Genomic DNA, 25,083 nt, shown 5'->3' on the forward strand with positions numbered 1-25,083 from the left:
TGATTTTTCGCACAATTTAAAATTTACGGGCGATGATTGGCTGGGCGTTTTGGAGCTGATTTCATCATCTCTTCCATCCGCTTCATCTCCGCTGGCATAGGCGCGGTAAATTCTTTGCCCGCCAGATATGAAAGCGGCTCGGAGATCGTTTCCGGCATTACCAGCCGCCACGCATGAAGCATCTGTGAACGGACGCCGAAGCGTTTCTTCACTTCCTCATTGACCCGGGGATCACCGTACTTCGGATCCCCGGCGATCGGGTGTCCGATGGAAGCCAGGTGGGCGCGGATCTGGTGGGATCGTCCGGTGATCAGATGAACCTCCAGAAGGGTATATCCATTTCCAGATACCAGCGGTCTGTATGCAGTCCGGATCGGCAGACTTCCAGGGGTCTCCTCTTTTCGGATCGACACCTGATTCGTCTTTTCATTTTTCGTCAGCCATCCCTCGATGCGGGCTTCGCCTTTTACGATTCCCCGCACGACGCAGACATAATATTTTCCCAGACTCCGGTCCTTGATGACCTCGGACATGATCTGCAGTCCCGGCAGGGAACGTCCAGCTGCCACGATGCCGCTTGTGTTGCGGTCGAGGCGGTTGCAGACGGACGGACGGAAGCACGCCAGGTCCTCTTTCTTTAATTTGCCGGAATCCAGCAGATAGTCGATCAGGTATTCAACCAACGATTCATCCGTCTCTTTCGCTTTCTGGGACAGCATTCCAGATGGCTTATTGATCAGTAAAATATGTTCGTCCTCGTAGACGATATCGAGCTTTTTCTTTTGAACCTTCTGAATCTTCACTTCCGAAAATTTCTCGATCGTCTCCTCTGCCAGAAACAGCTTGATCTCATCGCCCTCGGTCAGATGTTCGGAACCGTCGCATTTTTTTCCGTTCAGGGTAATATTTTTCTTCCGCATCATTTTATAAATGAAGCTTTTTCCCGCCAGATTCAGATATTTTGCCAGCAGCTTGTCCAGGCGCTGCCCCGCCTCATTTTTAGATACTGTCAGCATCCGCATGGCTGCCGCCTCCCTTTTTTACATCGATAATCCTTTTATTACGCGCACACCGTACTCTACAGTTCCATCGTCCTCATACTCTGACGCCGGTTTCAGGCTGTGAATCCGCTTGTCAAAGGTGCTGCGTGAGGTCACGATTTTCAGGTTCGGATCCAGTTTGTTAGCCTTTAACAGTTCATTTAAACCTGCCTCCGCGCGCTTTACATTCAGCTTTGGATTAATGCAGTACACATAGATGCCGGTCGGGTGAACGACGGTCACATCGGACGGAATCACATCTTCCGGTGTCGTCAGAACCAGATCATAGAGAACTTCAAATTTTTCCTCATACGGCATATATGCCTCATGAAACGCCTGCTCCGGTGTATGGTATTTGAAAATGGCAATCAGCGGGGAAGCGAGATTCGCCGCCGGAAGTACCGTGACGATCGCCATGACCGTCAGAATTTTTTTGACGGAATCATTGTCTGTAAAAGACCGCCCAACCAGCTGTGCGATGATAAATAGCGCCAGAAGTGCGATGATAAAAAGCTGTTTCCGCTTGAAATGATTGCGGTAGCCATAATCGCCTTTTTTTATTTTTTTCACGGTGTAAAAATCCTTTCTATCATGTTTTTATTGAATGATACTAGCTTTTTGTCTGATTTAATGGTTTAACGCCTGCATCGCGCGCAGAATCCACTCATGCGGAACTATCTTGCAGAGCACAAAAAATGCCTTCATCCATACGCCGTAAACCGACACGCTTTTTCCCGCCATACAGTCGCGGATGGCAAGTTTTACAACTTTGTGCGGATCTGCCATCACCAGACGCTTATAAAGCGGAATCTCCCCGGTTGTCTCGGCAATGTCGAAAAACTCGGTTTTGACCGGTCCGGGGCAGACCGCCGTCACGCCGATTCTGCGCGGGCGGAGTTCTTCCCGCAGGGCGCGGCTGTAGCTTAAGACAAATGCCTTGGTTGCCGCATAGATGGCAAATCCCGGCTGCGGCAGAAAGGAGGCTGCTGACGCGAACTGGAGAATCCGGCTGTTTTCGCTCATATAGGGAAGCACCATATGCGTGACCGCGCACAGCGCCTTGCAGTTGAGCTCTACCATTCCCGTTTCATCGTCAAGCGGCAGGTTCCCGACCGTTCCGATTTTACCAAAGCCGGAAGCATTTACCAAAAGCTTTACATTGGGCTTGCGCGCCGCCAGCTCGTTTTCCAGCGTCTCCCGCTGGGATGCATCCGTCAGATCGATGGCGAAACACCGCGCCGGGATCGGCAGCGTCCGTTCCAGCTCCTGCATCCGGTCCATCCGGCGGGCAATCAGCCAGACTTCCTGAAGTCCCGAAAAGCGATCCGCCAGCTGTCTGGCTGCCTCGCGCCCCATGCCGGAAGAGGCACCTGTAATTATCGCAATTTTCATGAGAAATTCCTCCCGTCTCAAGTATGTACACTCGGAGTCGTTCCTGCATTCCGAGCGTACATACGTTTTATTTCTTCTTGTGCACGTTCCGGATGGTTTTTTTCTTTCCGCTGCCACTGCTCTTTCCACCTACAGCGCCGCCAAATCCCCCCGCATTTCGTCCATTTCCATTTACGCCGGTCTGTTTGTGCCCGGTCATACCGCCCACAGCCGGTCTTTTGGCGTCTTTTGCACGATTGGCAGCAGCCGGTTTTGTCGTTTGGCTGCCATGATGCGTCCCTTTATATCCGCCAGCCGCGAAATCGCGTCCTTTGATCTGCCGCGGACGGATCAGGCATTTCTTATCAAAACCGATCAGATCCGTTCTGCCTGCCAGACGGAGTGCTTCCAGCACCAGATCATAGTTTTTCGGGTTGCGGTACTGGATCAGCGCACGCTGCATCGCTTTCTCATGCGGGTTGGTCGGCACGTACACTTTTTCCATCGTGCGCGGATCATATCCAGTGTAATACATACACGTAGACAGTGTGGATGGCGTCGGATAGAAATCCTGCACCTGCTCCGGCATGTAGCCGAGGTCGCGCAGATATTCTGCCAGTTCGATCGCCTCCTTGAGCGTGGAACCTGGATGGGAGGACATCAGGTACGGAACGAGGTACTGCTTCATTCCCAGCGAGTCATTCATCGCTGCATATTCCTTCATGAACTGGCGGTAAACCTTATTCTCCGGTTTTCCCATCCGTTTTAACACATTATCCGATATATGTTCCGGCGCTACCTTGAGCTGTCCGCTGACATGGTACTGACAAAGCTCCCGCAAGAATGCCCGGTTTTTCTCCGCCAGCAGATAATCGAAACGGATGCCCGAACGGATGAAAACTTTTTTTACCTTCGGAATCGCCCGCAGCTTCTTTAACAGGGAAATATAGTCGCTGTGATCGGCATTCATGTTTTTGCACGGCTGCGGGAACAGGCACTGTTTGTGCGGACAGGCACCGTAGGTCATCTGTTTTTCGCATGCCGGGTGACGGAAGTTTGCGGTCGGACCGCCGACATCGTGGATGTAGCCCTTGAAATCCGGTTCCTGGGTCAAAAGTTCTGCTTCCTGAATAATTGATTCATGGCTGCGGGTCTGCACGATGCGTCCCTGATGGAAGGTCAGCGCACAGAAGCTGCATCCGCCGAAGCATCCGCGGTTGCTGATCAGGCTGAATTTTACTTCCGTGATCGCTGGAATACCACCCGCTGCATCGTAACACGGATGCCAGGTTCTCATGTATGGAAGTGCGTAGACATCGTCCATCTCTTCCTGGGTCAGTGGTTTCGCCGCCGGATTCTGGACCACATAGAGGCGGTCGCTGTACGGCTCAACGAGGCGTTTTCCCGAAAATGGATCGGTGTTGCTGTACTGGGTGTAAAAGCTCTCCGCATACGTCTTTTTATCGGAGGAAACCTCGCGGTAAGACGGCAGACGGATTTCGTCGTAAACGGAATCCAGGTTTTCCGCCTTATAAACAGTTCCCTCGATGAAGGTGATATCCTTTGCCTCGATGCCGCTCGCCAGTGCATCCGCGATCTCCACGATCGAGCGCTCGCCCATTCCGTAGGAAATCAGATCTGCCTGGGAATCCAGCAGAATGGACCGTTTCATTTTTCCGGACCAGTAATCATAATGTGCCAGACGCCGCAGGCTGGCTTCGATACCGCCGAGGATGATCGGCTTTTTCGACCAGGTGCGGATCAGGTTGGAATAGACGATCGTCGCATAATCCGGACGTTTTCCCATCTCGCCGCCCGGTGTGTAGGAATCCTTTGCGCGGCGCTTTTTCGAAACCGAATAATGGTTTACCATAGAGTCCATATTTCCGGCGCTCACAAGCCATCCGAGACGCGGTTCGCCCAGAATCTGAATGGATTCCTGATTCTTCCAGTCCGGCTGGGCGATGATGCCTACTTTATAGCCGTGCGCTTCGAGCATACGGCTGATGATCGCGTGGCCGAACGACGGATGATCGACATACGCATCCCCGCACACGTAGACAAAATCGCAGCTCTCCCAGCCGCGCTTGTCCATATCCGCCCTGCAGATCGGTAAAAAATCATGTATCATTTTATCTTGCCCCCTGTATCAGTTCCCGGTAGTCCCGGATATAAAAATCAGCTAATTCTTTCTTTTCTTCGATCATGGAAAGTGAAAATACGTCCTCGACCGCGCCGACGCGCATACCAGCCCGTTTTCCAGCCAGAATCCCCGCCGGGACATCCTCAAATACCAGACATTTTTCCGGCTGTACGCCCAGATCCGCCGCCACCTTCAGATAGATATCCGGCGCCGGTTTTCCTGCTGCCACCTCACAGGCAGTTGCCACCACACCGAAATAGGAACGGATATCCAGAGAATCCAGCACGGCTGCTACCATATCCTGTGCATTGCTCGTTGCAATTCCCATGCGGATTCCTTTTTTCTTTAAAAATGAAAGAAATTCCGCAACCCCCGATTTCAGCGGTACCTCATGGCGGTATTTATCGATCGACATTTCAATCCAGATGGCCTTTATCTCATCCAGGGTCATCGGCAGCTGGAAGCGATCTTTAAAATAGATCGCTGTCTCGGAAAAGCTCATGCCCTCGATCACCTTCTCAAGATCTTCCGGACAGTCATAGCCGTAACGCTTTAAAAATTCCACATCGATCGCTTTCCACATCCACATGGAGTCGACCAGGGTGCCGTCGAGATCGAAGAGGACGGCGTCTACTGTGTTCCAGTTGATTTCAGGAGGTGTGTTATTTTGGGTGTCTGACAAATTTTCGTCATTCGATACACAATTTTGTGAGGTTAGCATTCTTTCTTTTAACGCTCTAATTTCATCTTCCGTCAGCGCCCGGTACTCTCCCGTCGCCAGTGCCTCATCCAGGGCAAGCGGTCCCATCGAAAGGCGTTTCAGGTAAATGACTTCGCCGCCCTCTGCCTCAAACATCCGCTTTACCTGATGAAATTTTCCTTCATGGATGGTCAGGCGCGCCTCGCAGAGGTCTTCTCCTGCGTCGTTCCATTTTTTCTCGATCACAAGCTCTGCCGGCCGTACCGGTGTGCCATCCTTCAGCGTCAGTCCTGCCTGAAAGCGCGCTTCGATTCCTTCTTTCAGTGTTCCCTTTACGCGTGCAAAATAGACCTTATCCACGTGTTTTTTCGGTGCCAGAAGCTCATGCGCCAGCGCACCGTCGTTTGTGATGAGAAGCAGTCCTTCCGTATCAATATCGAGGCGTCCGACCGGGAAGAGGTCTTTTCGCTTTGCTTCATCAATAAGGTCAATGACAGTCTGATAGCGCCCGTCTTCCGTTGCGGAAACGACGCCCTGCGGTTTATTTAACATATAATATTCCGTGTCTGCCCAGCCAACCGGCTGTCCATCCAGTGTAACCCGGGTTTCGTCCGGGAATATTTTCCGGTCAGACTCGCGGCAGACGGTTCCATCGACCAGAACCCGCCCTTTGCGGATCATCTCTTTTACCTGACTGCGCGTTCCCTGCTTCATCTCTGCCAGGAAACGGTCTAAACGTATACTTTTACCCTGTCCCATCACTGCCACCTCCATCCGGGATTGTATTTATTTTTAAGCTGACCGCCCCGTTTCTGCGCCCAGCCAAGCGGAAATCCATCCACACAGATTAGTACAAGACCATCTGCTGCCTCTTCCTCTGCGGCTGTCAATGTCTCGCCCTTTAAATAGCGGATCGTGCGCTCATCCGAGGCATTAAAATTTAAGTAATTTACAAATTCCTGCATCCGCAGGTTCATTGCCAGCGCCTGGGATGGTTCAAACCGCCCTTTTTTCAGTTCTCCAAGCAGAAGCCCGGTACGCAGACAGCGGAGCGGCTTAAAATAACGTGTATTGTCGCCTGCCAGCGCTGCCGGGAGGTAATAGATGCGCTCGCTGTCACGGTAGAATTGCTCCGGATTCCAGGTTCTTACCGGAAGCTGGCGCAGAAGCTCAAACAGGGGGGAAAAATCCTCGGCGGTCTGGTTTTGCGCCACGTTTTTTCCCTTTCCAAACGTTTTCCCTTTCGCTTTTCCGGAAGCCATCTGTCTGGACTTACCGTCTTCCGCCACACGGCACAACCGCGCTTCTATTTCCTCTACCAAAAGTGGATCGCTCAATGCTTTCTCACCGGCATTTTCCAAATCCTTGACATTTGCGTCTGGTTTCTCCGTCCGCTTCTCCAACAGCGCAACAAAATGTCCTTCGCCCTCCAGACGGTGCGGAAACAATCTCAGACAGCCCTCAATGCCACGGCTTCCCTCAAAGCCATATTCCGGTTTCTGCGGCACGACCGCCATCTGCGGATATTTCTCCAGAATATACTCGATCGTTCCCTCGTCCTCGTCCCTGTCAAAGGTACAGGTCGAATAAACCAGTTTCCCGCCCGGCGCAAGCATCTGCACGGCACAGTCGAGAATCTGGCGCTGCAGCGGCGCATAATAATCGGGACCTTTTTCGTTCCAGCTCTTTACCATCGACGGATCGCGGCGGAACATACCTTCGCCGGAGCACGGCGCATCGACCAGAATCTTATCAAAAAACTCCGGCAGGATGCCAGCCATTTTTTCCGGTGCCTCGCTCGTTACACAGATATTTCCCGCTCCGAACATTTCCAGATTTTTAAGAAGTGCTTTTGCGCGCGAATTGCTGATATCATTGGAAAACAGGACACCTGTACCGGCTAATTTCGCCGCCAGTTCCGTACTTTTACCGCCCGGTGCCGCGCACAAATCCAGAACCCGGTCGCCCGGCTTGATCGGCAGCCATGCCGCCGGTGCCATCGCACTCGGTTCCTGCAAATAGTAGAGTCCCGCGTAGTACCACGGATGCCTGGATGGGCGTTCGCCCTGATAATAAAAACCGTTCTTCGTCCACGGCACTGGTTTCAAATTCCAGTCCGCCGTCTGTGCCATCTCTAAAAACTGTTCCGGTGTCAGCCTGCCCGTGTTGACGCGCAGCCCTGAACGCGGCTCTTCCTCATACGAAGCCAGATACTCCGGGTATTCCTCCCCCAGAAATTGTTTCATTTTTTCAAGAAATTCTTCCGGCAGTTCTCGGTAATCCAATCGTTTTCCTCCTGTTTTTGTCTATTGCTCTGTATATCCATTTATAATCGTGATTCTAAAGACTTTTTCTTCGCGCTCATTCGTTCTTTCTTTGTTCGGTATGCCGGTTTTCAGGCTTCCAAAAGGAATGAGCCATTTTCTGTCTACATATATATAATCTATCTTTATATTACTTTTTAATGATAGAAAGGCGCTCCCATGCCATATATAAAAAAAATAGTATCCGCCCTGTTCCCAGCACTTATCCTGGCGCTTCTGCTCTCACATCCGCGTCTCTCTGCGGATGGGGCACAGAAAGGACTTCTTTTATGGTTCAATACGGTCTTTCCGACGTTATTTCCCTTTATGCTCTTCTCAAAGCTTTTAGCTGAACACGGCGGCGTCCAGCTGCTTCTAGCGCCATTTCACCCGGTTTTGAAACATCTTGGGATGTCTGTCTACAGCGGCTATGCCCTGCTTGCCGGGCTGCTCTGCGGTTACCCGATGGGAATGAAAACTGCCGCTGATTTTAACCGGAAATCGCTGCTTTCGGCACATGAAAAACGGCTTCTGACCGCCATCAGCGCTTCGCCAAGCCCCATGTTTATCGCCGGATATGCTGCACCTAGGCTGAACCCGGCAGTTCCGTCAAACTATCTGGTTCTGGCACTATATACGCCGCTTTTATTGGTTGGAAGTCTCCTATGCATTTATAATAAAGTAACTTCTTTTACCCTTCAAAACCGATTTTTTTCGAAAGAAACCGGCTCTGTCAAGCCTGCCCGCACAAAATCCACATCTGTCTCCGTTCCCGCTTCCTTCGACACCATCCTGATGGACTGCATCGAACTGCAGGTCCGCATCGGCGGTTTGATCATGCTGTATTCGATCCTCGCTGCCTTTGCCGACGCCTTCTGTTCCGGCACGCTGCGTCTGGTTCTGATCGGGACGGCTGAAATGACAACCGGCATCGATGCGATCGCCCGTTCTGGTGCCATATTCAGTATCCCGGTTCAATCCGGCGCGATGGCGGCATGTGCTGCGTTCGGCGGGTTATCCGGGATCGCCCAGACAAATTCAGTCATACGGGACAGCCGAAAAGACAGAGAAAAAAATGCCGGACTTTCCATCCGGCATTATGTACTGTGGAAACTGGTTCACGCCAGTCTCTCGTTCGTTCTCTTTATTCTGCTGCTTCGCCGGATGCCGCCTGTGTAGCGGCCGCTGCTGCCTCGGCGCCTGTGTTCTCCTCCGGCTCGGTCACGACACTGCCAGCCAGCTCATTACGGTTGGAAGATACGACATCGTAGCTGGACTGCATCGAACTCATGTAAGACTCGAAACGGCTCTGCGCGCCCTCCATCGAATGCTTGATGATGGTCTGCAGGCTGCGGAGCATGTCGTCCGTGTACTGAACGGAACCCTGGCGGATATTGTTTGCCTCTGTGACAGCGTTGTCCACGATCTGCTGTGCCTGTGCATTTGCCTGCTCAATAATGCTGTTTGCTTCTGCATATGCACGCTGCATGATCTCATGCTCATTAACCAGCTCATTGGTCTGGGCGGTCGCCTCGGCTACCATCGCGTCTGCCTGGGAACGTGCCTCCTGCAGAATCGCATCCTGGTTGCTGATGATCTTCTGATATTTCTTGATCTCCTCCGGAATGCGAAGACGCAGTTCCACGAGCAGTTCTTCAATCTCTTCTTTATTTACTAAAATCTTCGTGTTGGACAGCGGCTGAAACTTGCAGCTGTCGATATAATCTTCAATTTCTGTGATGATCTGTTCAATTCTGCTCATAGCTTTTCTCCTTACTTACATTCCCTGTCTTCCTGAAGCGCCTGGTATTTCTCCTGTACTTGTTTTGCAATGACCGGATCGAGAAATTCGGAAATGTCTCCGCCGTACATCGCAACCTCTTTTGCCATACTGGAACTTAAATACGCGTATTTAAGGTTCGTTGTCAGAAACAGGGTATCTATTTCGGGTGCAATCACCCGGTTCATCTGCGCGAGTTGCAGCTCATATTCGAAATCCGTGATCGCACGCAGACCACGCACGATGACCTTTGCGTGATTCTGGCGCATGAAATCGACCAGAAGTCCGTCAAACGACTGCACCTCCACGTTAGGAATGTCTTTTGTCACTTCCTCTAACATCTTAACACGTTCTTCGACAGAAAACAACGGAGATTTTGCGTTATTACACAAAACTCCCACGATGACCTGATCAAAAATTTCGGAGGATCGCTTTATAATATCAAAATGTCCGAGCGTCACCGGATCAAAGCTGCCCGGATAAATGGCTGTTTTCATCTTTTTTTCTCCTTTGGTATTCAAGCTTTTCGGATAAACAGATGTTTATTCGTCTTATATATCTTCTCTTTTTCGAGATGGTATCCCAGTTCTGAAAGGTAGCTGCACCCGGTCTCTTTCGATGCCTCTGTGATGATCATCGTATGTTCATCTGCCAGGGACGAATGCGCCAGATAAGTAAGCACTTCTTTCTCCCAGAGATGGTTGTACGGAGGATCCATAAAAATGAAATCAAACGCACTCTTCCGGTTTTCTATCCGTTTCAATGCATCCGAAATATCACAGTTTAACAGCGTCGCCTTATCAGCCAGGCGGGCCGCTTTCAGATTGTCACGGATGCAGTCCGCCGCTTTCGGATTCTTCTCCACAAAAACAGCTTCTTTTGCCCCGCGGCTTAAAGCTTCGATCCCGATCGCCCCGCTTCCGCTGAATAAATCGAGAAATGTGCATCCATAGATATCATTCTGAATCATATTAAAAAGAGTTTCTTTGATACGGTCCGTCGTCGGTCTCGTATCCATTCCCTCGATCGTCTTTAAAGTAAGCCTTCTGGCACTTCCTGCTATTACCCGCATGGATTTTTCTCCATCTTACTAGAAATATTAATGTATTTTGAACTGCAACCGTAAAATTTACCAAACAGTTTGCGTATTTTTTAACACTACATCTGTTTTATTATAGTATGAGTTTTACTGATATACAAGCATAAAATCGGATCAATACTAACTTTTTTCCCTACATTGTGGGTGTTTTGCCCCAAAATGTCAATTTGCACAAAACCTTCTAGTGTATTTCACTTTTAAGATCCGCATACTGAGAATGTAACAAAAAGAGACACCCGGACAAACGAAAGTTTGAAGGGGCACACGCAAAAAAGGAGGCGTCTGTTATGTCTAGTTCCAACAACACTAACAAAACCAATGTACCGGAAGCCAAGGAAGCGATGAACCGCTTTAAGATGGAGGTTGCCAATGAGATTGGCGTTCCGTTAAGCGAGGGCTACAATGGTAACCTGACCTCCGCACAGGCTGGTTCCGTCGGCGGCTATATGGTCAAAAAGATGATTGAGGAACAGGAAAAAAAGATGGCTGGTAAATAAGGCATCGTAGGGCTCTTCTGAATCTTCGCTGAAACGGCGAAAAAAACGGCAGCAGCATGATTGACAAAACCGAACTTGAACGACCGATTTTCAATCATGCTGCTGTTCTTTTCTGTAAAACATTCATTCACTTGTTTGACAGACAGATTGTATACTTACTTTAGCGATAAAAATGCCGCCAGATTCCCCCTCTTATCTCCCATCACGCGGTGTGAATATAAAAGATCCGGATTGCATTTCGTACATACATTCGTCACAGCCAGATGCTCCGGCAAAATTCCGGCATCCAGGAGCACCAGGCGGTTCGCGCCCCAGAGGTCAAGCTGGTACTTGCCATTCCCCTTATTCATGAGAATCGATTTCCCATTCCAGGAATAACAGGATGTTGAATCATCCTGACTGATTTCTGCTCCAAATTCTTCTTTAAATGCGTCTGCCACATCCTCACTGACCTCATAACAGTCCCGGCAGATGCTCGGTCCGATGCAGACGCGCAGATCCTCCGGCTTCGTGCCGAACGCCTCTCCCATCGCCTCGATCGTTTTCTGTCCCATCCGGTGAACGGTTCCCTTCCAGCCGGAATGCGACAGTCCGATCGCACGATGCACCGGATCTACAAAATATAATGGTACACAGTCCGCAAAAAATGTAACCAGCGTCAGCCCCGGCACGTTTGTGATAAGCCCGTCGATGTTTTCATAATCGCGTTCCCGCCAGATTCCTTTTCCAGCGTCAGCTTCCGTAACAAGACGGATATTCGTCGTGTGCGTCTGATGGCTGAGCACCATCTTTGACACATCCGTTCCCAGAATCCGCGCCATTTTCCGGTAATTTTCAAGCACATCGTCCCGGTTGTCGCCGCGCGTCAGCGAAAAGTTCATCGTACTGAAATATCCCTTGCTCGCTCCGCCAAGCCGGGTAGAAAATGCGTGGCGCACCATCCTGGTCTGCTCTAACAGCGGAAAGGTAAAATAAGCCACTCCGTTTGACTCATGAAGGGTAATTGATGCCGGATGAACTGTTTTTTGTATATAGGTAAGCGCCATGATCGTCACATCCTTTTTCTGTCTCTTGCTCAAATCTCGTTGTGCAGTTTTTGAATTCTCTCATTTGTAATTATCCGCACCAGAACGCGTCCCGAATTAATCTCACGTTACTGCCAAGCACCGCCACCACATCAAACCGGCACGGCGTGTCCTCGGAAATATGATAACGCGTCATATAATACCGGGCGGTACGAAGAATCCGCGCCTGCTTGCGGGCATCCACTGCCTCCGCCGGATCGCCTTCGTGTTCATCGCGGCGGTATTTGACCTCGATAAAAACCAGGTAGTCTCTATCTCTTGCGATAATATCAATTTCACCTTGGCGACAGCGGAAATTCCGGCAGAGAATCTGATAACCGTGCCGGGTGAGATATTCACACGCCAGAGTTTCATATTCAGTTCCGATGGCACGGCGGTTGAATGAATTTCCATGAAGATGAACGTTTCTTTCTCCCATTCAGCTCCCTTTCTGTTATTTCATCCCCTGCATCGCGGCTTCCTCGCCCAGCAGCTTCTTCAAAAAGGTTCTCCGGTGGATCGGGCATGGACCATAGGTTAAAATTGCCTCGTTATGCATCTTGGTTCCGTATCCTTTATGCTTCGCAAACCCGTATTCCGGATAGATTTTATCGTACTCCATCATCATATGATCCCTCGTCACTTTTGCCAGGATACTGGCTGCCGCGATCGAGACACTTTTTGCATCGCCCTTGATAATCTTAATCTGCTTTTCCTCCGAAATCCCCGGAATGATGACCGCATCATTTAAAAAGATATCCGGCTCCTGCGGAAGCTGTGCGACTGCCTGACGCATCGCTTCATAGGTCGCCTGCAAAATATTGATGGAATCGATCACCTCCGGGCTTACAATTCCAATTCCGTAGGCAGCTGCCTTTTCTTTGATTTCCAGAAACAATTCTTCCCGGCATTTTTCCGACAATTTTTTGGAATCGTTCAGCCGCAGAATCGTACAGTCTTTCGGAAGTACCGCGACCGCCGCCACCACCGGACCGGCTAATGGACCTCTGCCCGCCTCATCAATGCCGCAGACGATCCCTGCACTTTCGTACTGATGTTCATAGGCGCGCATTCCTTCGAGACGCGCCAGTTCTGCTTCCAGTTTTTCTCCTGTTAGTTTTCTCATGTTTTCCTATACCTCCGGCACTTCCAGCGTCACGCGCCCCAGTTTGCCGCTGCGGAAGTCATCTAATAGGAAGCCAGCCGCTTTTTTCGTATCCAGCTCGCTGCCCTTTAAAAGACAGGAACGTGCCCTTGCGATTTCACGCAGAATTTCCCAGGCTTTTTTTGTATCTTCGCCGTCCCCAGCCGTATTCTCAACCAGCGTCACACCATACCGCTCTTCCAGGCGCTTTCCGTAACGTCCGGACATATTTTTGATCAGCTCGGCTGCCAGCTCTTCCTTATCCAGAATCTCATCGTTGATCGAGCCGATAAATGCAAGGCACAGTCCCACATTCGGATCTTCAAATTTCGGCCAGAGGATTCCCGGCGTATCGAGAAGTTCCAGTGTCTTATTTAAGCGGATCCACTGGTTTCCCTTGGTAACACCCGGTTTATTTCCAGTCTTGGCGCAGGCTTTTCCGGCAAAGGAATTGATAAAGGTCGATTTTCCGACATTCGGAATGCCGACTACCATCGTCCGCACCGGGCGGTTTTTGATACCGCGGCGGCGGTCACGCTCAATTTTCTCCTTGCATGCCTCCTGCACCAGCGGCTGGATCTGCTTCATTCCCATGCCGCTGCGCGCGTTGATGCGGAGTGCATGGATGCCCTGCTCCTTAAACCATGCGATCCAGCGCTCTGTACAGCCGTCGTCCGCCAGATCCGCCTTATTTAAAAGGACAATCCGTCCCTTTCCCTTCGCAAGCTCATCAATATCCGGGTTGCGGCTGCCGAGCGGCACGCGCGCATCCACCAGCTCAATCACCAGATCGATCAGCTTGATATCTTCCTTCATGGCTCTTTTTGCCTTTGTCATATGTCCAGGGTACCATTGTATCTGCATGAAATTTTCTTCCTTTCTTAGAACCTATCTCGACGAAATCAACCCAAACCGGCTAACCGGCTGGATCCGCAGCCAGACCTTTCCTTTGATCTGCCGGAACTTCACATTTCCCACATTGGAAAAGCGGCTGTCCTCACTGCCGGAGCGGTTGTCACCCAGCAGAAAATATTCGTTTTTATCCAGACTAATCGGATATTCCGCCAGTCCAGCCAGAGCCGCCTTACCCAAGTCGTTCGGGGCGTCTAATTTTTCATTATTAATGTAAATATAACCGTCCTTGATCTGCACCGTCTCACCTGGCAGTCCAATGACGCGTTTTATATTGTAATTTCCCGTTTCTTTTTCAAATACAATAATGTCATAGCGCTTTGGGCGCATCACGCGGTAACTCAGGCGGTTCATCAGAACCTTTTCGTTCTGCGACAACACCGGTTCCATTGATTGACCGCTCACCCGTATCTGTGTCCCCATCGCAAACACGGCGAACCACGCGATCGAAATTACCACCGCGATATCCACGATCCATCCAACCATCAGACGGATGCGGTTTTTATCCTCTTTCAGCTCCATATGTCACTCCCTCTCTATCCATTCCCCATGAATCATCGCTCATGTCGCAAGCGACCGCGCTCGGCGCGAGAATGTGCCAGGGCACATTCTTTTTTATAATAGGGAATCACAAGGAATTTCCTATTACACGAAAAAAAGCTGCTGCACAGTTCCTCCCGCCGCGCCGGACACACATAACCGCATATCCGGATGCACAGCGGGCTGATCTGTACAGCAGCCCCATCCGCTTCAGAAATTATTTTACTAACTCTTTTACCTTCGCTGCCTTGCCGATTCTGGATCTCAGGTAGTTCAGTTTTGCTCTTCTTACTTTACCTCTTCTTACTACTTCAACGTTCTCTACAGACGGAGAATGTAACGGCCAGGTCTTCTCTACACCAACACCGTTGGAGCTTTTTCTAACAGTGAAAGTCTCGCGAACGCCGCCGTTCTGTCTTTTAATAACAGTTCCCTCGAAAACCTGAATTCTCTCGCGGTTTCCCTCTTTGATCTTAGCAGATACACGTACTGTATCGCCTACGTTGAAACTCGGAACGGTTTCCTTTAACTGAGCTGCTTCAATGTTCTTAATAATCTCGTTCATCTTTGTGAACCTCCTTTAAAATCTTTGATGTTCTTAATACGATCTTTTATCCCGTAAAAACGTGCTTCCTGTAACAGCGGAACATCTCTTTATTTCACAGAATATGATTTTATCATAGAAATCCTTGATTTGCAAGGACTTTCTGCTCTCTTTTTTAAAGAATAAAAACTACTGCTTTCTTCCAGCATCTTCTTTCCATGCTCCGGTCTCGTCCACCAGATATCCGTCCGGTGTCCATGCAGAACGATACATAGCTCCTAACGGGACTGCTCCGGATGTTTCAGACAGATAGTACCATCTTCCATTGATGAAGTGCCAGCCGGTAAGCATGATTCCGGTACCCGGCTCCAGATAATACCAGCTGCCGCTGTGCGGATCCAGATACCATTCCTCCAGCATTCCGGCATTTTCATCATTCATATACCAGTTGCCTGTGACATTATCCTTTACCCAGCCGGTTTTGAGATATCCGTCGTTGCCAAAGGCCCACCATCTGCCATTGATCTTCCTCCATGTCAGCGTTTCGATGATATTTCCCTCTGCATCCTTACTCCAGCCTCCCATCGGGTAGGAGCTGTCCTTATACTCATACCACCAGCCCTTTTCGTTCCGTTTCCAGCTTCCGGACTCGCTCATTGTGTCAGCGCTGCTGCTTCTGCCTCCGCTGCTGCTTCCGCCTCCACTCTTTCTTTCAACCGTAAGCATTCCTCCGACAAAACGGATCTCATAGTTTTCGGATGTAAGACCATAAGGCATGATCTCATAAGTACCGACAGCACTCTCCTTCGTGTAGGAGCAGGTAAACTGAAGTTTTCCGCCTAAGGAAGCCGCGTCATCGGCTCCGGCAAAGCCCTCGTATACTGCCTCATACTCGGGGATCTCACTTCTTACGGGGATCTGGAGAGCTTTTGCGGTAATCGTAAGCGGGGCTTTTCGGATCTCAAATGAAAACTCTTTATTCCCTGCCAGATAATTCGTAGTGGCTTCTGTATTTACGATCACACGATAGCTTCCCACCGCATCCGGGGCATTTGGAATAACCTCATTTCCTCTCTTAAACATTACCGTAAGTGCGCCGTCACTATCGGAGCGCACATCCGGCTTCAGTGCCGCTGCATCGTAAACACGATCCAGTGCGGAGAGATTTTCGATCGAGAGCTCCGGTGCCGCCTGAGTTACGTTAAGTTTTCCCGGGATATATGTGATCTTATAATTTCCGTTCTTCGCCGTAAGACCGGAGGGAATGATATCATATTCTCCAACGCCCTTTCCGGCTGCGTAATCGCACCGATAAGTGAGCTCACCCTCCAGAGCTTCCTCTGTATCACCGTCCACCAGTCCGCTGATCTTGCTGCTGTATACCGGCGGTGCCTCTTTGTAAGTGACTGTCTTAGGCTCTGCCGTCACGGTAAGGTCTGCCGGATTGATGGTCACAAGGGCCTGACCCTTATAGGTTATATAGTTATCCTTGGAAACCTCATAATAGACGGTATAAGTTCCAGCATTCCGGTACAGAGGACTTTCAGTAAGCGTACACTCACCTTCTTTTTCTCCGTACTTGACGGTTCCGCCTTCTGAAGTTTCCGTTAAGGTCACGGAAATGCCATGATCCTTTCCGTCATAAAATCCTGTGTAATTTTCTGACTTTACGCCATTAAGCTGGGCCTCATGAATCGTTACAATAAAGCTTCCCGTTTCCGACTTATGATCCGATGCCGATGCCACATAATATACTCTATGCTCTCCGGCATCGGTAAACGCCGGTACTGCACGGGAGGCTTTGTTCGGATCGGCCGCCTGCTCTGCTGTCATGCCATATACGAAGCTTACCGCCTTTCCGTCAACGGTTGTTGCCCTGGCTTCGACATTCGCCACCTGAGGCCGGCCATTGTAGGTAAGAGAGCCTGTCTGCTTAACAGAAACTCCGGTAATCTCTGCGGCTGTGATTTTGGCATCCTGACAGGATATTGCGGTAAGGCTGTCGCCGTTCTCCACGATGCGGTAATTATCTTTTGCCGTGCCGGTAAGTTGAATTCCGGAAACATTTACCGTACTTGTTCCTGCTGCCGGAGATGTCCATGTGAAAACTCCGCTTGCCCCCAGCTCTGCTTCATCCGCAGAAAGGAGCTTTCCCTTTACTGCTTCCAGCGAAAGCGTACCGCTTGCTGCTGTCGATCCGTCATATATCTTGGATTCGAGCGTCTTAACCGAAATCTTAAGCTCTGCCTTATTGACGCTAAACTCCTTCCATTCACTTTTCGCACCGTTGAAATTCCGGCTTTCATCGATCTCGGCACGCACATACCATGTTCCGACGTTATTTGCTGCAGACCAGACCGCACCATCACTTCCGCTGCTGTCTTTTGTGTAGGTGAATCGCACCGGCCCGGAAGCCGCTTCCGTATAAGCTACGTCTGCATCCGCATTTTTCAGCTGAACTTTGGGGGCAGGTGACTCGCCGTAATAGATATTTTCACAGGTCAGATCAGTAAATGTGTGGTCTGCTTTCTCGATCTTCAGCTGATTATTATCGATCGCAGCTGGTCTTTCCTGTGCCTTAACATTGCTTCCTTCCGTACAGGTAACTCCCACATAATATTGGCCAATGGTTCCGTCTTCCTTCAGGCACACGTCGTAGTGTCCTTCGCTGTTTCGGAAAACCTCCGTTGTAAGAGCCTCGTCCTCATAAAGCTTATAGCTGATCTCGCCATAGCCGGTAATCACGGCTGTGGCACCGGCTGTACTGTATTCTCCCCGGATCTTCGGTTTTAAAGCATTCCCTGCATCCTCACCATAGGTGATACTGCTGAACGTCTTAAACCACGAAGGATTAAATTTCGCCTTCTCGATCGTCATATCGCAGAGGAACAGATCTGTCGCACGCTTGATCCCGGTTGCTTCCGAATTCGTAGTGACAAATACGCCATATACACCGGCTGCCGCCTGTGCTCCGAGGAAGCCTCCTGTATATTCCTCTCCCTCCTTCTTTTTATAAAGTACACTATTGATCTCGAATTTTCCGCTGTTTTCCAAAGTCGGTGTCACGCTCACTTCATGTGTAGCCTGATTTCCGGTATAGGTAAATTGGGTCTCGCCAATACTGAAATCATTTTTATTTAATTCACGTTTATGTGTCGTTGCCGTCAGCTTAAGGGCATCGGATACATCAAAATTTTCATTTTCGGCAACCATAATGCAGGAATAGGATTGTCCCGGCTTCAGATTCGTGTAGGAAATTGTGAAGCTACCATTTTCTGAGGTCAAAGACTGAAAATCTGCTCTTGTTGCTTCGGCCTTAGCCGCCGCCCTCAATTCTTCGCCACTGTATGAGCTGTACGTTGTATCTTCTGTATAATACAGGGTCGTTCCATCAGACTCTGCCTGAAAGCTGACCGAGCTGTCTCCGGTAGCACTTGAAGAACCCGTCAGAGAAACCTTATATCCTGCGTAAAGCTCGACCACCGGAGCACTGTTTGCCTCCGTAGCAAGATTATCATCAACAAGCTGATTGACGGGCTTCGTTTCATCTGCCGCTGTACCCTTTCTTGTGTTATCCTTATAGCGCCATACGGAAAACTCAGCCTGGTTTGTCCCGTCAGGCACTGCTTTACTCAGGTAGCTGCTCATCGGATCTGCACCATTGACCGTGTATCCTTTTAAAAGATATTCATCATAAAACGGCTCTGTATCTGTAGAGTTGTTATAATATTTTACATGAACCGTCTGCGGCCCTGTCTTTGGGAACGCATAGATGTCTGTCGTTTCCGGCGATGCTGAAGGCTTGGCAGAATTATAGACCACGCAGACCGGCGCTGCCGGGCCGGAAAGCTTAACCTTCTTTAGAAAGCTCCTGTATTCCTTTGTGGATACTCGAAACAGCTTGCCTGCTTCCGCTCCGCTGTCGAGAACGATACTTAGCTTATCATCAGCATTAAGCTTTGCCTTCGTGAAATCGATCTCATTCGTACTGGATAGCCTTTCGATTTGCATCTTGGCAAAGGGGAATGGCTTTGAGGAGCTTTCATTCTCTACGGTAAACTTTTTTGGTTCACGTGAGATTTGAGTGATGTTATGTGCAAGGAAGATATCGGATATATCCCCATGAATCGTACCACCCTTTATCGTGACTTCATTATGTTCGGTATTGTAAATACCATATTTGGCTCCTAATATGGTTCCTCCCTCGACACGGAGAGAGGCATAGGACTCATCTAAGGCAGAATCTCCTTTTCTGTATATATACAAAGCACGTCCACCAGAAGACTCGATACTGCCTCCCCGGATCGTGATCTGTACGCCGCCTGTCGCACTGATCGTATCGCAGCTCTCAACAGAGCCGGATGAATGATTCGCATTCTGGATCACTGTGCTGTCCCCTTCAACGATCAGGTTTGCTGCACTCAATTGGATCACCGGCGAATCCTTACTTACCCCGATGATCTTTCCTCCTGTAATATGGATCGTACTCGATGTCGCACCGACAAAGCCGGAACAGCTAAGGCTGGATTTTAATGTTCCTTTTCCGGTGACCGTGACCCTTCCGTTGATCTTTCCTTCTAATACAACGGCATTCTCCTCACTGAAGCCCGCCGTATCTATCGTAATATCCTCACTGATCGGCGAAGCCGTACTGCCAATCGTGATCTGAGGGCCGGCAGCTCCCGTATTCATAAGCAGGATATCATTTAATATACCGGATACGCTGCCGGAGGCTTTGTTATACTGATATTTTTTCTCTGTGCCCTCCCCTTCTGCCCCTGCGCCACTAGGGGCATACGTAACAGTAACATCATATTTGTTTTCATCCGTTGACGGTTGAATATCTGCTTTTTTAATAACGCCGCTTTCGATCTGGCTTGCCGGAGCATTTTTATCCAGAATCCGGATATAATTTCCGGCGGCTTTTAATTCATATTTTTCACATTCAGCCTGTGTCTCCGGAGTCGGACAGATCACATTTAAACTCATATTATTAAGCAAGGACTCAATATTATCAGCAGAACACTCCATCCAGTTCGTCAACGCCGAGCTTGCCGTCATTGCCGCATAAGAAGGTGCCAGAGTAAAGCCGGGATTAACCGAGGTCAAGCCGGTCGCATCCACCGTAGGATAGGAGCCACCGAAATAGTATAGGGAACCCTGTTTTCCGCTGTCGCAAGAAGCAGAGATATCGACTTTCCCGGATAACGTCAGCTGGGTACTATTCTCCATGCTGATGGCATAAGCTGCTCTGCTGGAGTCAGTCGTATTTGTATTTTTCGCATAGATCTCGCCGCCGTTGATCGATATTTTCTCGGCTCCGCGGATCGCATATATTGAAGAATCATCGGCATTACAATTCTTCAAATGGCCTCCGCTGATGTTGACTTCTTTTACAGAACTAAGGCTTCCGTTCCAGACACCATCGGAGATCTCCACATATCCCTTCTGATTTCCAAAAACATCACCATTTATCGTACCGCCCTTCAGATATATCTTCTCATTTGCCTGCAGGTAAAATATCTGGTTGTCGATGCTGTTTTTTTCAAGAATGCCGTCATTGTGCTCAAAGATCACTTCTGCTTTTGCACTATTTTTGATCGCCGTTTCAGATACTGTGATATCTGCGGTATTGTGTATGATAAAGCAGCCGGCACTGTTGATCTTAAACAACGCTTCCCCTGTATAGGAGCCCGTCAGGGTCAGTTCGCAAGGAGTGTCAAGCTCGATGCCATTATTTTCCGAAGAAACAATATTATCAAAATGGATGGCAACTTTTATTGTTTCGCTCTGGGCTAAGATTTCCTTTACCGCCTCCGTAAGTGTAGTGACTTTTTTGTCAGTAAGTGTTCCGCCGCTGATCGAAAATCCGCCGGTATCAGGAGATATCTTGTAGACGTCATCTTCGACAGCATCTGCATACATTAGACTCCCGGTATCTATGACTGCCTCACTGATCTCGGGGATCTTTGTGATTTCCGGCTTTTTTACCTCAGAGGGCGTTGCGGCTCCGGCTTCAGAGGGCGTTGCGACCCTGACTTCTGAGAACTTCTCCTTTTCTGTATTCGTTATTTTTGTTTTCTCTGTATTTTTTGTTTTCTCTGTATTTTTTTCTTTTTCTGTATTTTTTGTTTTTTCTGCATCGGACGGAGATGCCGTCAGCCTTTTTGCCTCTGCTTGAATACGTTCCTCGACAGCGGAAACCATATCTGCTCTTGCTGATATATTTGCCCCGCCGTAATTGGCTGCAAGTATCGCTGCCAGCACGGCTGCCGATAACCTCTCATACGACCTCCTTTTACCCATAAAATCCTCTCCTTTATAAGCATTTTGACCTTATCGCTCGTAACTATGAAGGTACTGAATCGTTACGATTTTATAATATGTTATCTGGAAAGTTTTTTCAATACATCCTGCACAAAATGCATGAATTTGTAACAAGATGCATATTTCCTTCTTTCTTTTGGCCGGAGCCCCCCCCGATACCAATTTTCGTTTTAGAAAACGAATCATCCATGCTATTGTAATAGGTAGAATCATCTGACCATTTACAAGGACTTTCTGCTCTCTTTTTTAGAGTTTTTTGGTTTCTTTTTCCTCTTTCTGACGAATCAGCTCTTCCAGATATTTCTTCTCTTTCTTATCCAGAACCGCATCTTTTAAAAGATCCGGGCGGCGTTCCAGCGTCCGTTCGATCGATTTCTGACGGCGCCAGGTCTCGATATTTTTGTGATGCCCGGTCAGAAGTACGTCCGGGACCGCCTTATCCATAAATACAACCGGGCGGGTGTACTGTGGATATTCCAGCAGATTGTCGTGAAATGACTCAAATTCCGCGGATACGTCATTATTTAACACACCAGGCACCAGACGGGAAATGCAGTCGATCATAACCATCGCCGGAAGCTCACCGCCCGTCAGGACATAATCGCCGATGGAGAGATAGTCAGTCACAACCAGCTCCAACGCGCGCTCATCGATCCCCTCATAATGCCCGCAGAGGAACACCAGATCCTCTTCTTTCGCCAGTTCTTCCGCGATTTTCTGGTTGAAAACCTGCCCCTGCGGAGTCAGATAGATCACGCGCGGACGTTTTCCGGTGCGCGCCGCCAGGTCTTCATATGCATCGTAAATCGGTTCCGGCTGCATCACCATACCGGCGCCGCCGCCATAGGGCGCATCGTCTACATGATGGTGTTTGTCCTTCGAATAATCGCGGATATTGACCGCCTCAACCGAGATCAGCCCTTTGTCAATCGCACGCCCCGTAATACTTGTGTTCAGTCCCCCCATTACCATCTCCGGGAACAGGGTCAGAATATGAAAATTCATCCGTTTCTCCTATATTTATACAGCACTTTCACAACGGTACTTTTATTTTAGGATTGTCATTCCATTTACAGATCCAGAAGCCCGTCCATGATATGTACCGTTACGGTGCCAGCCTCCAGATCCACATTCAGGATGCATTCCTTGATGGATGGGAAAAGGTATTCTTTGCCCTCAGGTCCTTCGATCACATACACGTCGTTAGCCGCTGTCTGAAGGATATCTTTCACCGTACCGAACTCCTCGCCTTCGTCCGTCAGCACTTTCAGACCAATCAGATCGGCAATGAAATTCTCATCTGGATTCAGTTTCACCGCCTGATCGCGGGTGATCAGAATATCCTTATTACGGAACGGCTCGCAGTCCTCAATCCGATTCATCTCTTTAAATTTAAGAATGACCATATTTTTGAAAAACCGCACCTGTTCCACGGTCACCGGCATTTTTTCTTTTCCAGTGTCGATATACGCCTTTTTTAATTTTTTAAAACGATTCACATCATCGGTGGTAGGAAATACTTTCACATCTCCGCGCAGACCATGCGGGGACGTAATTACACCAACTCTCAGATAATCAACCATTCTGTAATCCTCCTGTATGAAATAAAAAAGCCGGACACCCTTTCAGGCAGCCGGCTTTTCAGCTTCGTCTGTATTACTGAATCTCTACAATAACTTTCTTGTCTTCCTTGGATGAAGCCGCCTTGACAACCGAGCGAATCGCTTTCGCGATACGACCCTGTTTTCCAATTACCTTACCCATATCGGCCGGTGCAACGGAAAGCTCGATTACAGTCTCATCGTCTTTGACCGATTCTGTAACCACTACCTCGTCCGGGTTCTCAACCAGTGCTTTCGCGATAACTTCTACTAATTCTTTCATACCTTTGCACCTCACAGGTCAGTATGCTTGATTTACTGGATACCAGCGATCTTTAAGAGTTTACCAACAGTCTCTGTCGGCTGAGCGCCTGTTGCTAACCATTTCTTAGCAGCTTCCTCGTCGAATTTCAGAGTGCTCGGCTCTGTGTTCGGATCGTAGATACCGATCTCCTCGATGAATCTGCCATCTCTCGGGGATCTGGAATCTGCAACAATAATTCTATAGAAAGGAGCTTTCTTCTGACCCATTCTTCTTAATCTCATCTTTACCATTTTAAATTACCTCCTGAAATTTTCCTTATTTCCTTAAATTATAAAATATAGCTAATGCACACTGCATCTACTAACACTTGTTTAAAACGGCAGCTTCATCTTTCCAAGCATACCGCCGAGTCCGCCAAGACCCTTGCGTTTTCCGCCGCCTGCCATACCCGGAAGCTGTTTCATCAGCTTTTTCATATCTCCGAACTGTTTTACCAGGCGGTTGACTTCTGCGATGTCCACGCCTGCGCCCTGTGCGATTCGTTTCTTGCGGGACGGATTCATCAGATCCGGGTTGCGCCGCTCTTCGGCTGTCATCGAAAGGATGATCGCCTCCACGCGTCCCATCGTCTTCTCATTTTCATCTAAATCCAGACCTTTAAGCTGTCCCATACCCGGCATCATGCTCATGATGCTCGCCATACCGCCCATTTTCTTGATCTGGTTCATCTGATCGAGGAAGTCGTTGTAATCAAATTCTGCCTTCTTAATCTTGCGACCGAGTTCTTTTGCCTTCTCCTCGTCGATCACAGCAGATGCTTTGTCGATGATGGAAAGGACATCGCCCATGCCTAAGATTCGGGAAGCCATACGGTCCGGGTAAAACTGTTCCAAATCGGAAAGCTTCTCACCCATACCGACATAGAGAATCGGTTTTCCGGTTACCGCCTTGATAGAAAGAGCCGCACCGCCTCGCGTATCGCCATCCATCTTTGTCAGAACTACACCGTCAATGCCGATTTTGTCATTAAACATGCTCGCTACATTGACTGCATCCTGACCAGTCATGGCATCTACAACGAGAAGTGTCTGATAGACGTCCACATTCTCTTTGATCTCAACCAGCTCATCCATCATCGCTTCATCGATGTGGAGACGACCGGCTGTATCGATGATAACCACATTGTTGCCATTTTTCGCTGCGTGCTCAACCGCCGCCTTTGCGATATTGACCGGTTTGTGGTTCGTTCCCATCGCAAATACGGGAACACCCTGCTTTTCACCATTTTTCTGCAGCTGTTCGATTGCCGCCGGTCGGTAGACATCACATGCTGCCAGCAATGGGTTTCTTCCCTTTGCCTTGAGCTTTCCGGCAATCTTTGCCGTCGTGGTCGTCTTACCAGCACCCTGGAGACCTGCCATCATGATGACGGTAATCTCATTGCCCGGTTTTAACGCAATCTCTGTCATCTCGGAGCCCATCAGCTTGACCAGCTCGTCGTTGACAATCTTTATTACCATCTGTCCTGGATTCAGACCATTTAAAACGTCTGTTCCAATCGCCCGTTCCTGTACAGAACTGATAAACTGTTTTACTACCTTGAAGCTTACATCCGCTTCCAGAAGGGCCATCTTGACTTCTTTGAGCCCGGCTTTTACGTCGCTCTCGCTGAGTCGTCCCTTGCCTGTCAGGTTTTTAAACACATTCTGCAGTTTGTCTGCCAAGCTTTCAAATGCCATCAAAAACCTCCCAC

23 protein-coding genes are annotated in these 25,083 nt (G+C 49.2%); 2 read left to right on the forward strand and 21 right to left on the reverse strand.

Annotated elements, in window-relative coordinates:
- Nucleotides 1–23: 23 nt before the first annotated feature.
- The 6 genes from DXC57_RS01220 to DXC57_RS01245 all read right to left on the reverse strand — a co-directional run bounded on the left by DXC57_RS01220 (nt 24) and on the right by DXC57_RS01245 (nt 7,539).
- Nucleotides 24–1,022 (reverse strand): RluA family pseudouridine synthase, encoded by a 999-nt coding sequence (locus tag DXC57_RS01220; protein ID WP_118650813.1) that lies wholly within the window; start codon nt 1,020–1,022, stop codon nt 24–26.
- Between the two features lie 18 nt (nt 1,023–1,040).
- Nucleotides 1,041–1,610, reverse strand: coding sequence for a hypothetical protein (locus tag DXC57_RS01225; protein WP_022358597.1), 570 nt, complete (start codon nt 1,608–1,610; stop codon nt 1,041–1,043).
- Nucleotides 1,611–1,667: 57 nt separating this feature from the next.
- The gene (locus tag DXC57_RS01230) at nt 1,668–2,432 is read right to left on the reverse strand and encodes an SDR family NAD(P)-dependent oxidoreductase (protein WP_118650815.1); all 765 of its coding nucleotides are present in this window, start codon (nt 2,430–2,432) and stop codon (nt 1,668–1,670) included.
- 67 nt (nt 2,433–2,499) lie between these two features.
- A complete protein-coding gene (locus tag DXC57_RS01235; RefSeq protein ID WP_118650817.1) occupies nt 2,500–4,542 on the reverse strand; it encodes a YgiQ family radical SAM protein in 2,043 nt (680 codons plus the stop codon).
- 1 nt (nt 4,543) lies between these two features.
- Nucleotides 4,544–6,013, reverse strand: coding sequence for a pseudouridine synthase (locus DXC57_RS15855; RefSeq protein ID WP_118650819.1), 1,470 nt, complete (start codon nt 6,011–6,013; stop codon nt 4,544–4,546).
- The gene (locus DXC57_RS01245; RefSeq protein ID WP_118650821.1) at nt 6,013–7,539 is read right to left on the reverse strand and encodes an RsmB/NOP family class I SAM-dependent RNA methyltransferase; all 1,527 of its coding nucleotides are present in this window, start codon (nt 7,537–7,539) and stop codon (nt 6,013–6,015) included. The genes DXC57_RS15855 and DXC57_RS01245 overlap by 1 nt, the downstream gene beginning before the upstream one ends.
- 198 nt (nt 7,540–7,737) lie before the next feature.
- On the opposite strand from DXC57_RS01245, the gene DXC57_RS01250 reads away from it, so the two are divergent.
- A complete protein-coding gene (locus tag DXC57_RS01250; RefSeq protein ID WP_207722903.1) occupies nt 7,738–8,736 on the forward strand; it encodes a nucleoside recognition protein in 999 nt (332 codons plus the stop codon).
- Here the strand turns inward: DXC57_RS01250 and DXC57_RS01255 are convergent.
- From DXC57_RS01255 to rsmD, 3 genes are read right to left on the reverse strand one after another with little or no spacing between them, the layout of a single operon-like run.
- A complete protein-coding gene (locus tag DXC57_RS01255; protein ID WP_022358776.1) occupies nt 8,702–9,319 on the reverse strand; it encodes a hypothetical protein in 618 nt (205 codons plus the stop codon). The genes DXC57_RS01250 and DXC57_RS01255 overlap by 35 nt on opposite strands.
- Before the next feature lie 11 nt (nt 9,320–9,330).
- On the reverse strand, nt 9,331–9,834 hold the full coding sequence (gene coaD, locus DXC57_RS01260) for a pantetheine-phosphate adenylyltransferase (protein ID WP_022358775.1): 504 nt from the start codon (nt 9,832–9,834) through the stop codon (nt 9,331–9,333).
- A 20-nt stretch (nt 9,835–9,854) separates the two neighbouring features.
- Nucleotides 9,855–10,409 carry a 16S rRNA (guanine(966)-N(2))-methyltransferase RsmD gene (gene rsmD / locus DXC57_RS01265; protein ID WP_022358774.1) on the reverse strand — a complete coding sequence of 185 codons (555 nt, stop codon included), beginning with the start codon at nt 10,407–10,409 and terminating at the stop codon, nt 9,855–9,857.
- Between the two features lie 314 nt (nt 10,410–10,723).
- Between rsmD and DXC57_RS01270 the strand changes: the two genes are divergently transcribed.
- The gene (locus tag DXC57_RS01270; RefSeq protein WP_022358773.1) at nt 10,724–10,933 is read left to right on the forward strand and encodes an alpha/beta-type small acid-soluble spore protein; all 210 of its coding nucleotides are present in this window, start codon (nt 10,724–10,726) and stop codon (nt 10,931–10,933) included.
- Between the two features lie 155 nt (nt 10,934–11,088).
- Here the strand turns inward: DXC57_RS01270 and pgeF are convergent, their stop codons facing one another.
- The 12 genes from pgeF to ffh all read right to left on the reverse strand — a co-directional run bounded on the left by pgeF (nt 11,089) and on the right by ffh (nt 25,069).
- Nucleotides 11,089–11,979 carry a peptidoglycan editing factor PgeF gene (gene pgeF, locus DXC57_RS01275; protein WP_118650823.1) on the reverse strand — a complete coding sequence of 297 codons (891 nt, stop codon included), beginning with the start codon at nt 11,977–11,979 and terminating at the stop codon, nt 11,089–11,091.
- 70 nt (nt 11,980–12,049) lie between these two features.
- Nucleotides 12,050–12,436, reverse strand: coding sequence for a YraN family protein (locus DXC57_RS01280; protein WP_022358771.1), 387 nt, complete (start codon nt 12,434–12,436; stop codon nt 12,050–12,052).
- A gap of 15 nt (nt 12,437–12,451) precedes the next feature.
- Nucleotides 12,452–13,123, reverse strand: a complete 672-nt coding sequence (locus DXC57_RS01285) for a ribonuclease HII (RefSeq protein WP_117795445.1) — start codon at nt 13,121–13,123, stop codon at nt 12,452–12,454.
- A 6-nt stretch (nt 13,124–13,129) separates the two neighbouring features.
- Nucleotides 13,130–14,005: a ribosome biogenesis GTPase YlqF gene (gene ylqF / locus DXC57_RS01290; protein WP_022358769.1), complete on the reverse strand. Its 876-nt coding sequence runs from the start codon at nt 14,003–14,005 to the stop codon at nt 13,130–13,132.
- A gap of 24 nt (nt 14,006–14,029) precedes the next feature.
- Nucleotides 14,030–14,575 (reverse strand): signal peptidase I, encoded by a 546-nt coding sequence (gene lepB / locus DXC57_RS01295; RefSeq protein WP_118650825.1) that lies wholly within the window; start codon nt 14,573–14,575, stop codon nt 14,030–14,032.
- 235 nt (nt 14,576–14,810) lie between these two features.
- Nucleotides 14,811–15,158 carry a 50S ribosomal protein L19 gene (gene rplS / locus DXC57_RS01300; RefSeq protein WP_022360232.1) on the reverse strand — a complete coding sequence of 116 codons (348 nt, stop codon included), beginning with the start codon at nt 15,156–15,158 and terminating at the stop codon, nt 14,811–14,813.
- A gap of 168 nt (nt 15,159–15,326) precedes the next feature.
- Nucleotides 15,327–21,443: an MBG domain-containing protein gene (locus DXC57_RS01305; protein WP_118650827.1), complete on the reverse strand. Its 6,117-nt coding sequence runs from the start codon at nt 21,441–21,443 to the stop codon at nt 15,327–15,329.
- 267 nt (nt 21,444–21,710) lie between these two features.
- Nucleotides 21,711–22,469 carry a tRNA (guanosine(37)-N1)-methyltransferase TrmD gene (gene trmD, locus DXC57_RS01310; RefSeq protein WP_022360233.1) on the reverse strand — a complete coding sequence of 253 codons (759 nt, stop codon included), beginning with the start codon at nt 22,467–22,469 and terminating at the stop codon, nt 21,711–21,713.
- A gap of 65 nt (nt 22,470–22,534) precedes the next feature.
- Nucleotides 22,535–23,047 carry a ribosome maturation factor RimM gene (gene rimM, locus DXC57_RS01315; protein ID WP_106999918.1) on the reverse strand — a complete coding sequence of 171 codons (513 nt, stop codon included), beginning with the start codon at nt 23,045–23,047 and terminating at the stop codon, nt 22,535–22,537.
- Between the two features lie 73 nt (nt 23,048–23,120).
- Nucleotides 23,121–23,348 (reverse strand): KH domain-containing protein, encoded by a 228-nt coding sequence (locus tag DXC57_RS01320; protein ID WP_022360235.1) that lies wholly within the window; start codon nt 23,346–23,348, stop codon nt 23,121–23,123.
- A gap of 32 nt (nt 23,349–23,380) precedes the next feature.
- Nucleotides 23,381–23,620 (reverse strand): 30S ribosomal protein S16, encoded by a 240-nt coding sequence (gene rpsP / locus DXC57_RS01325; RefSeq protein WP_022360236.1) that lies wholly within the window; start codon nt 23,618–23,620, stop codon nt 23,381–23,383.
- Nucleotides 23,621–23,701: 81 nt separating this feature from the next.
- Nucleotides 23,702–25,069 carry a signal recognition particle protein gene (ffh, locus tag DXC57_RS01330; protein WP_118650829.1) on the reverse strand — a complete coding sequence of 456 codons (1,368 nt, stop codon included), beginning with the start codon at nt 25,067–25,069 and terminating at the stop codon, nt 23,702–23,704.
- Nucleotides 25,070–25,083 lie beyond the last annotated feature (14 nt).

The organism is Clostridium sp. TF06-15AC (assembly GCF_003481165.1).
GTDB classification, from domain to species: Bacteria; Bacillota; Clostridia; order Lachnospirales; family Lachnospiraceae; genus Otoolea; species Otoolea fessa.

Coding starts and splice junctions, on each gene's coding strand:
- DXC57_RS01250 (WP_207722903.1), top strand. CDS start 7,738: ATGCCATATATAAAAAAAATAGTATCCGCCCTGTTCCCAGCACTTATC.
- rplS (WP_022360232.1), bottom strand. CDS start 15,158: ATGAACGAGATTATTAAGAACATTGAAGCAGCTCAGTTAAAGGAAACC.
- rimM (WP_106999918.1), bottom strand. CDS start 23,047: ATGGTTGATTATCTGAGAGTTGGTGTAATTACGTCCCCGCATGGTCTG.
- DXC57_RS01320 (WP_022360235.1), bottom strand. CDS start 23,348: ATGAAAGAATTAGTAGAAGTTATCGCGAAAGCACTGGTTGAGAACCCG.
- pgeF (WP_118650823.1), bottom strand. CDS start 11,979: ATGGCGCTTACCTATATACAAAAAACAGTTCATCCGGCATCAATTACC.
- DXC57_RS01280 (WP_022358771.1), bottom strand. CDS start 12,436: ATGGGAGAAAGAAACGTTCATCTTCATGGAAATTCATTCAACCGCCGT.
- ffh (WP_118650829.1), bottom strand. CDS start 25,069: ATGGCATTTGAAAGCTTGGCAGACAAACTGCAGAATGTGTTTAAAAAC.
- DXC57_RS15855 (WP_118650819.1), bottom strand. CDS start 6,013: ATGGGACAGGGTAAAAGTATACGTTTAGACCGTTTCCTGGCAGAGATG.
- DXC57_RS01285 (WP_117795445.1), bottom strand. CDS start 13,123: ATGAGAAAACTAACAGGAGAAAAACTGGAAGCAGAACTGGCGCGTCTC.
- DXC57_RS01270 (WP_022358773.1), top strand. CDS start 10,724: ATGTCTAGTTCCAACAACACTAACAAAACCAATGTACCGGAAGCCAAG.
- lepB (WP_118650825.1), bottom strand. CDS start 14,575: ATGGAGCTGAAAGAGGATAAAAACCGCATCCGTCTGATGGTTGGATGG.
- DXC57_RS01220 (WP_118650813.1), bottom strand. CDS start 1,022: ATGCGGATGCTGACAGTATCTAAAAATGAGGCGGGGCAGCGCCTGGAC.
- rsmD (WP_022358774.1), bottom strand. CDS start 10,409: ATGCGGGTAATAGCAGGAAGTGCCAGAAGGCTTACTTTAAAGACGATC.
- DXC57_RS01305 (WP_118650827.1), bottom strand. CDS start 21,443: ATGGGTAAAAGGAGGTCGTATGAGAGGTTATCGGCAGCCGTGCTGGCA.
- trmD (WP_022360233.1), bottom strand. CDS start 22,469: ATGAATTTTCATATTCTGACCCTGTTCCCGGAGATGGTAATGGGGGGA.
- ylqF (WP_022358769.1), bottom strand. CDS start 14,005: ATGCAGATACAATGGTACCCTGGACATATGACAAAGGCAAAAAGAGCC.
- coaD (WP_022358775.1), bottom strand. CDS start 9,834: ATGAAAACAGCCATTTATCCGGGCAGCTTTGATCCGGTGACGCTCGGA.
- DXC57_RS01255 (WP_022358776.1), bottom strand. CDS start 9,319: ATGAGCAGAATTGAACAGATCATCACAGAAATTGAAGATTATATCGAC.
- DXC57_RS01235 (WP_118650817.1), bottom strand. CDS start 4,542: ATGATACATGATTTTTTACCGATCTGCAGGGCGGATATGGACAAGCGC.
- DXC57_RS01230 (WP_118650815.1), bottom strand. CDS start 2,432: ATGAAAATTGCGATAATTACAGGTGCCTCTTCCGGCATGGGGCGCGAG.
- rpsP (WP_022360236.1), bottom strand. CDS start 23,620: ATGGTAAAGATGAGATTAAGAAGAATGGGTCAGAAGAAAGCTCCTTTC.